At 60.4% G+C, this 1,274-nt stretch carries 2 protein-coding genes; both read right to left on the bottom strand.

The features are described 5' to 3' along the window. Nucleotides 1–47: 47 nt before the first annotated feature. The gene (locus J1M87_RS23670) at nucleotides 48–932 is read right to left on the bottom strand and encodes an IS3 family transposase (RefSeq protein WP_082901982.1); all 885 of its coding nucleotides are present in this window, start codon (nucleotides 930–932) and stop codon (nucleotides 48–50) included. 5 nt (nucleotides 933–937) lie between these two features. Continuing rightward, nucleotides 938–1,228, bottom strand: coding sequence for a transposase (locus J1M87_RS23665; RefSeq protein ID WP_047040760.1), 291 nt, complete (start codon nucleotides 1,226–1,228; stop codon nucleotides 938–940). Between the last annotated feature and the right edge of the window lie 46 nt (nucleotides 1,229–1,274).

The raw sequence follows: 1,274 nt of genomic DNA, 5'->3' as shown, positions 1-1,274 counted from the left end.
TGTGAGGTGTGTCAAGGATGTGAGACAGTCGGGTAGTTTCTTTTCGGTCAGGCAGCAGCGGGAAGCGGCTGGTTTCTGGTTGTGAAGTTGGCCATTGCTGTCGCGGGCGGCAGACCCTCGTTGTTGGTGTGAGGGCGCCAGCGGTTGTAGAACACTTCGATGTAGCGCATGGTCGCCCGTCTGGCGTCCTGGCGGGTGGTGAAGCTGTGGTGATGGTAGAACTCGTTTTTCAGGGATGAGAACAGCGATTCTGCGACTGCATTGTCCCAGCACACCCCGGTGGCGCCCATGGATTGGCGGATCTTGTTTCCTGCGCACCAGGCGCCCATTTCCCGGGAGGTGTACTGCGTTCCGTGGTCGCTGTGAAAAATGGCGTTGGGGCTCAGGTGGCCGCTGTCCCTGGCCATCGTCAGGGCTCCGGTAACCAACGAGGCGCGCATGTGCTCAGCCATGGCCCAGCCGACGACCATGCGGGTGCACAGGTCAATGACAGTGGCCAAATACAGCCACCCTTCGCCGGTGCGCAGGTAGGTAATATCGCCCACCAGACGCGTTCCAGGGGCTTCTGCAGTGAAGTCCCGGCCGATGAGGTCCTCGAAGACTTTATCCGGATCCGAGGCGATCGTGGTGCGCTTGAACGCTCTCATCCGCTTTGCCGCCCACCCGTTTTCGGCCATGATCCCCGCGACAGTGCCCACCGAAACCTCGATGCCGGCGGCGGCAAGTTTCGCATGGACCATGCGGTGCCCGAAGATCCCGTCGGAGGAATCGAAGACGGTCTTCACCTGATCCGTCAGTTCCCGGCGGCGCAGCGCAGTCGGGGTGTCGCCGGCGTCCAGCCGCCGGTAATACGTCGCCCGTGGGAGACCAAGCTGGCGGCACATCCAGGCCACCGGGAAGTCGGCGTTCTTCTCCTGAACAACTCGGTACAAGTCCTCTACCGTTGTTCTTTGGCGAAGAACGCCGAAACTTTTTTCAGGAAATCGTTCTCCCTCTCCAGCTCACGCATCCGTGCTTCCAACGCCTTGTATTTCGCAGGATCCACCGGATCATCCGGTTTCCCCCCACCGCCTGGTTGCCCCTCACGGGACACCCGCACCCAGCGTTTCAACGCGGTGACGGAAATGCCGAGCTCCGGAGCGACAGAAGCCGGCGAACGGCCAGATGAAACCACGAGCTCAACGGCATCAGCCTTGAACTCATCGGAATAGGTAGGTCGAGCAGACATGAGCACAATCCTTTCAAACTGTGTCTCACATCAGTAGTACACCTCA

The organism is Rhodococcus sp. KRD162, from assembly GCF_017168335.1.
Lineage (GTDB): Bacteria > Actinomycetota > Actinomycetes > Mycobacteriales > Mycobacteriaceae > Rhodococcoides.
The sequence above is the reverse complement of the archived record's forward strand: the minus strand, read 5'-3'. Positions and strand labels throughout refer to the sequence as shown.